Genomic DNA, 6,638 nt, shown 5'->3' with positions numbered 1-6,638 from the left:
ATCCGCCGGAAATCGACGCTCGCCGCGAACAGCGTACGCCGCCCCGTCTCAGTCCGAGTCACCGCGGGCGCGCTCGAACATCGACAACGCCTGCTCTCGGCGCTCGCTGTGGTCGACGACCGGCTCGGGGTACTCCGGGGCCGCGTTCGCGCGCTCGGTCGGCGTCAGTTCGTGCCACGAGTGGATAACGTCGGGATCGACCCCCTCGAGTTCGGGCACGTACTCCTTTATATACTCTCCATCGGGGTCGTAGCGCTCGCCCTGCGTCATCGGGTTGAAGATCCGAAAGTACGGCTGGGAATCGGTGCCGGTCGAGGCTGCCCACTGCCAGCCCCCGTTGTCGTTGGCGGTGTCGTGGTCGACAAGCAACTCCCGGAAGTGCTCGTAGCCGCGTCGCCAATCGATCAGCAGGTCCTTCGTTAAGAAGGAGGCGACGATCATCCGGACGCGATTGTGCATGAACGCCTCCGCCCGCAACTGTCGCATCCCTGCGTCAACGATCGGGTAGCCGGTCTCGCCGCGCTTCCAGGCCGCGAGCAGGTCCTCGTCGTCGTCCCACTCGATCGGGTTCTCATAGGACTTGTAGTTCGCCGCGACGACCTCTGGGTTGAAATAGAGGACGTGAGTGTAGAACTCCCGCCAGGCCAGTTGGGAGCGAAACTCGGCGACCGACTCGCGACGCTCGCCGGAAGCGCTCTTCAGGGCCTCCCTGACCCGCTTGTCGACCTCGCGAATCCCGATCGTCCCGAACTTCAGGTGTACGGAGAGCCGGGAGGTACACTCCTCGGTGGGGTAATCCCGCAACTCCTCGTACCGGTAGACATCGTCGTCGAGAAACGACTCGAGCAGCCTCCGTGCGGCCCCGGTGCCGGCGGTCGGAACCTCGGCTTCCGCGGCGTCGAATCCGAGTTCCGATAGCGTCGGGATCGGCCCCGGATCGACGCCGAGGTCGTCGGCCGGGGCCATGTCCGGAATCTGGCGGGGGTCGTCCTTCTCACGGTCGCTCCATTTCCGGCCGAAGTACGTAAACACCGAGTAGGGCTCGCCCGCGTTCGTCGTGATCGACCCGGGTTCGTGACACACAGCGTCGTGGAACTTCTGAGGGGTCGCGTCAACGTCTTCGAGCGCTCCGTCCACGCGCTCGTCGCGCTCTCTCGCTAGCCCGGAGTAATCGCGGTTCCAGGAGACGAACTCGGCGCCGAGATCGCCCGCGACATCGGGAACGACCGTCGCGGGATCGCCCTGCTTGACGAGCAATTCGGAGCCGCGCTCGCGGTAGGCTGCACGTAGTTCCCCGAGCGCGTCAAGCAGGAACGTCACTCGCGGCGCGCCCGCGTGGTCCAACACCGCCGTATCGAAGACGAACAGCCCAACGGGCCGGTCGGGCGCGTCTGCGAGGCCGCGGTTGTCAGCAAGCCGCAGGTCCCGCCGGTGCCAGTGGAGTCGCATTACACTAGTTTTTCTCGCGCGATTTGGTAAATCCCCGGGTGGCTGCCGTGCTCTGCTGGTACTTTGCCGGGCAAATAAAACGGAGGCGAACGTCGGGAGGCGACCCTATTTGTGCGCGTCGAGTATCATGTCGTAGGCACGCTCCCATTCGTAGTCGTCGTCGTGGTAGCGCTCGGCGAGCGGTTCCTCGGGCATCTCGCCGATTGCCTGTTTCTCCTCGGTGTAGGAGAGACGCTCGTCGTCGCGGTAGTACCGGCCCGTCAGGATCTCTCCGTCGTGGACCGCTAGTTCCGTCTCATACATCATCTTGGCCGCTTCCGGGCGGTCCGTGATGTCGAACTCATAGTCGTCGTTCTGCTGGATGTCGATGTAGGGGACGTACTGTTTCGCGTCCTTGTTCCAGGTCGGACACTGAGTGAGGAAGTCGACGTGACTGAATCCGTTGTGTTGGATCGCCTCGACGAGGATCTCTTGGGCCTGGTTGGGGTTGACCGCCGCCGTTCGGGCGACGTACGAAGACCCCGCGGTGAGCGATGTCGACAGCGGCCGGACGGGGTCCTTCGCGGACCCGTGCGGCTGGGTCTTCGATTTGTGCCCCTTGGGGCTCGTTGGCGACGTCTGACCCTTTGTTAGCCCGAAGATCTCGTTGTTGAACACGATATAGGTAATGTCGTGGTTCTCCCGGGCCGTGTGGGTCGTGTGGTTGCCGCCAATCCCGTAGCCGTCGCCGTCGCCGCCCGCCGCGACGACTTCGAGGTCGGGGTTTGCGAGTTTCGCCGCCCGCGCGACCGGTAGTGCCCGCCCGTGCAGCGTGTGGAACCCGTAGCTGTCGAAGTAGCTGTTGAGCTTGCCCGAGCAGCCGATTCCGGTTACGACCAGAATTTCCTCTGGGTCCTTGCCCAGTTCGGACATCGCACCCTTCAGCGCCTTCAGGACGCTGAAGTCACCGCAGCCGGGACACCACGTCGCCTGCGGCTCGATACCGGGCGTGTACTCGTCTCGCTCTACGTCTCGATCCGCGTCGATTGCATTGAACGCGCTCATTATCAGTCACCTGCCGCGGGAACGAACCGGGTTGTCGTCGCGGGCTCGTCCCCTTCAAGGATGGATCGGAACCCGTCGATGATCTCCCCCGGCTCGAACGGGTTGCCGTTGTATTTCAGAAGGCTGTGCATCTTCGGGCCGAACCGCCCCAGTTCGCGCTGGACGAGCCCTCGGAACTGGCCGCTGGCCGTCATCTCGACGACGAGACACTCGTCGACGGATTCGAGGAACTCGGTCACCTCGGCCTCGGGGAACGGCATCAGATCCGAGACTCCAAGCGACTTCACGCTGTAGCCGGCGTCGTTGAGTTCGTCGACGGCCTCCTCGACGCTGCCTTGCTGGCTGCCGAACGTCATGATGCCGTAGGCCGCATCGTCGTCGCCGTGTGCCGTCTGGTGGCTGCCGTCGGCCCCGTTGAATTGCTCGCGGATCGAGTCGTGTTTGCCGAGGCGACGGTCGACCTGTGCGATCCGGTTTTCGGGATCCTCACAGATATGTCCCTGCGGCGTGTGCTCGTTGCTCTCGGCGAGGAACCGACCACCCTTCTGGCCAGGGATCGACCGCGGCGAGACACCGTTCTCGCCGGGGTCGTGCCGGTAGCGGTTGAACTTCCCGGAGGAGTGGTGTGCCGCCTCGGCGAGTTCCTCCTCGGTGAGCGTCTCCCCGAGGTCCGGGTCGGGCTCGCGATCGAAGAAGGACTCGTCGACGTTTCTGAGTTCGCCGCCGATCTTCTGGTCGTAGAGGACGATCGCCGGGACGTGGTAGTCGTAGGCGATCTCGAATGCGGCGCGGGTTTGATCGTAGGCCTCCTCGACGTTGCCGGGCGCGAAGACGACCCGCGTCGAGTCCCCTTGGCTTGCGTAGAGGACGTGTTCGAGGTCGCTCTGCTCGGGCTTGGTCGGCATCCCGGTCGCGGGGCCGGCCCGCATCGCCTCGACGAGGACGACCGGCGTCTCGGTCATTTCGGCGAGGCCGAGCGGTTCGGTCATCAGCGAGAAGCCGCCGCCCGAGGAGCCGGACATCGCCTTCACGCCGGCGTGTGAGGCACCGAGCGCGAGCGCCGCCGCGGCGATCTCGTCTTCGACCTGCTCGGAGATTCCCCCGACCTCGGGGAGGTATTTACTCATCAGACTGAACACTTCGGTCCACGGCGTCATCGGATATCCGGAGATGAACCGACACCCGGCATCGAGGGCGCCGTAGGCGATGGCGTTGCTCCCCGAGAGCAACACCTGCTCCTCGTCGTGCTCGCCGGTCGGGATCCGGAGGTCGTGGTCGAAGTCCATGTCGCTGACGTCCTCGAATGCATCCCGGAGAATTTCGAGGTTCGTCTCAAGAACGTCGCCGGACATCGCGTCCGACATCAGGTCCTCGATGTGCTCGAGTTCGTACTCAAGGAGTGCGGCGATCGCGCCGACGCCCGCCGTGTTGCGCATGACCTCGCGACCCTTCTCTCGGGCGCGAGCGCGGAGATCCATCGGGTAGACGTGCCAGTCGTTTTCCTCGACGCGCTCTTCGAACTTCGGGACCTCGTCGATGTCGATGAGCCCCTCGTCATAGACGATGATGCCGCCCTCGCGGAGTTCGTCGAGGTTTTCGACGATCGGCTTCATCTCCTCGTCGCCGTAGTAGGCGTCCTCTTGGGGATTCCTGGCGAAGGAGTCGCCGAGCGCAAGCAAGCAGTTGTAGCCGTCACCGCGGGATTTCACCGGCTCCGGCGACGCTCGAACCTCGACATAGGTGTGGCCGCCCCGGATGCGGGACGGATAGTGTCTGTGTGTGAATACGTGCAGCCCGGATCGCATCAGGGCCTTCGCGAAGTTCTGGCTCGTCGAGTCGATTCCGTCACCGGAACCGCCCGCGATTCGCCAGACAATTTCTTCTGTCATTGGCTATCACTGCGCCCTTGGGGGCGTTGAACGTTCTTCAGAGTCCACCAATAAAAGTATTTGCTACACAATGTCATGCTTTAATCGTGATATAATTGTATTAATAACGTCTCTTAGGGCGGTTTTACACGAAAGATCCTTGTCAACCGACGGCGCGTCCGGCCGGCCGACACCGGACGTGTAAGGCGAACGGTGATTGGCTTCCGCGGCCGCCATCGAGAACCCAGGGGGTTGAGACCAGGGCCGCGTGATCGACGGTTTGGTTCGCCTCTCCACCGATCCCGTGTGTCACCCGTCGTGCGGCTTCACCAGCACCTTGATCGCCTCCCGCTCGTCCATCGCCCGGTATCCCTCCGGGACGCCGTCGAGATCGACGGTTTTCGTGAAGATCGGACTCGGATCGAGTGTCCCGGCCAGCACGTCGGCCATCAGATCTTCGGCGTATTCGCGAACGGGCGCGATCCCGCCGCGGAGCGTGACGTTACCGCCGAACAGTCCGAACATGTCGAGGCCCTCGTGTTCGACCCCGTGGGGGACGCCGACGTAGCCGACGGTGCCGCCGTCCCGACAGATTTTGATCGCGGCGTTCATCGAGGCAGCCGCGCCGACGCACTCGAGGACGTGGTTCGGGCCGCCGTGGGTCGTCTCTTTTGCCCGCTCGATGGCTTCCTCGCCATGGGCCTGGATTGTCTCCGTTGCCCCGAACTTGGCGGCGAGGTCGAGTCGGTCCCCGTGGTGGCCAAGCGCGATGATCCGCTCGGCACCGAGTCGGCGGGCGGCGAGGACGCCACAGAGCCCAACCGCACCGTCACCCACGACGACACAGGTCGATCCGGCCTCAACGCCGGCGCTCACGGCGGCGTGGTGGCCCGTCCCCATCACGTCCGTCAGGGGCAAAAGCGACCGGAGGGTGTCCTCGTCGTCGGCGTGATGGTCCGGAACCCGGACGAGCGTCCCATCGGCGTGGGGCGCGCGAACATACTCGCCCTGTCCGCCGCCGTTGTCGCCGCCCCACGAGTCCCCGTTCACACAGGAGGTATGGAGTCCCTTCCGGCAGAACTCACAGGCACCGCAACTGATGACAAACGGCGCGAGTACCCGGTCGCCCGGCGCGACCGAGCGGACGTCCTCGCCGACCGCCTCAACGATCCCCATCGGTTCGTGGCCGACCCGAGAGCCGACCTCCCGGTCGCTATCGCCGCGGTAGAACCACAGGTCCGACCCACAGACTGCGGTGTGTGTGACGCGGACGATCGCGTCGGTCGACGACTCGATTTCGGGGCGAGGTACCTCCTCGACAGTGATCTCTCCGGGCCCACGGCAGATGGCTGCGCGCATACGTGAACGCTACACGCCCACGCATGAAGAACTACTCCCCATACGCCGATAAATAACCGCTCCTCTGCGCATCGTCGCCTGACGCTCTCCGCTCCCCGCGATACGGGACCCGCACCGCATCCACTCTTTTTGAAGCGCCCTGTGCCGTTAGTCTTCGATCGCACCACTCTCAGGGAGCTGTTTCGTGTGATGAAGGCCACAGGCTTATTAGTGATAGTGTCGTGAATCCCCTTGAAGCGAATGTCCCTCACCGAACTCATCGCTGGGGTCGAGGACCACGAAAAAACCCTTACAGTCTTCAACACCGGCGAAGAGACCATCGAAACCCTCAGAGAGCAACTCCACGACCGGAACGTCACCGTTTCTGGTGAGCACACGCCGAGCGGAAAGCCGGACGCGTTCACGGTCCTCTCGGACGACGACGAGTTCGTCGCCGCCGCTGACATCGAGAGCGTCATCGACGACGAAGACGAGCGAGCCGAACCAGGCTTCGAGGGCGACGCGTACCGCCCGATCCTCGATCACCTCGACGAGACGATGTTCACCTCCTACGACATCGAACAGATGGTCGCGGCCTCCCGAGAGATCGAGGACCGCGCCTGGCGAGTCGGGAAGGGCACTCTCCGCTCGGGCTTTCAGAAGCTCTCGATCCTCTCGGGGCAGATGAACATCTACGAACAACTGGCCCAGAAAGGCAGCCTCAACGTTCACGCCTACGCCGTGCCGGACGCCGATGTCCCCGAACACGACACCGACCTCACGATCCACGTCGAACGGAGCGACGAGATCGAGCGGTCGTGGTTCGTCGCCTACGACGGTGCTGGTGTCGACGTTAATAAGTGCGCGCTCCTCGCCGAGGAGCGTGAGCCCCGGTCGTTCTACGGCTTCTGGACCTACGACCCCTCGACGGTCGATTGG

At 64.0% G+C, this 6,638-nt stretch carries 5 protein-coding genes; 1 reads left to right on the top strand and 4 read right to left on the bottom strand.

Features of this window, described 5'->3' with window-relative positions:
* Window positions 1-48: 48 nt before the first annotated feature.
* From ACI944_RS09985 to ACI944_RS09970, 4 genes are all read right to left on the bottom strand, one after another.
* Window positions 49-1,449, bottom strand: coding sequence for a cryptochrome/photolyase family protein (locus tag ACI944_RS09985; protein ID WP_411718895.1), 1,401 nt, complete (start codon window positions 1,447-1,449; stop codon window positions 49-51).
* 105 nt (window positions 1,450-1,554) lie between these two features.
* Complete coding sequence (locus ACI944_RS09980; RefSeq protein ID WP_411718894.1) at window positions 1,555-2,493, bottom strand: thiamine pyrophosphate-dependent enzyme; 939 nt, start codon at window positions 2,491-2,493, stop codon at window positions 1,555-1,557.
* A 2-nt stretch (window positions 2,494-2,495) separates the two neighbouring features.
* Entirely contained in the window at window positions 2,496-4,382 is a 1,887-nt protein-coding gene (locus ACI944_RS09975; protein ID WP_411718893.1) for a 2-oxoacid:acceptor oxidoreductase subunit alpha, read from the bottom strand.
* 288 nt (window positions 4,383-4,670) lie between these two features.
* Window positions 4,671-5,720 carry a zinc-dependent alcohol dehydrogenase family protein gene (locus ACI944_RS09970; RefSeq protein WP_411718892.1) on the bottom strand — a complete coding sequence of 350 codons (1,050 nt, stop codon included), beginning with the start codon at window positions 5,718-5,720 and terminating at the stop codon, window positions 4,671-4,673.
* Window positions 5,721-5,960: 240 nt separating this feature from the next.
* Here ACI944_RS09970 and ACI944_RS09965 point away from each other — a divergent pair.
* On the top strand, window positions 5,961-6,638 hold a 678-nt coding region (locus ACI944_RS09965; protein ID WP_411718891.1), incomplete at its 3' end, for a DICT sensory domain-containing protein.

This window comes from Natronomonas sp. (genome assembly GCF_046710025.1).
GTDB lineage: Archaea > Halobacteriota > Halobacteria > Halobacteriales > Haloarculaceae > Natronomonas.
This window is presented reverse-complemented; position numbering and strand designations above follow the sequence as displayed.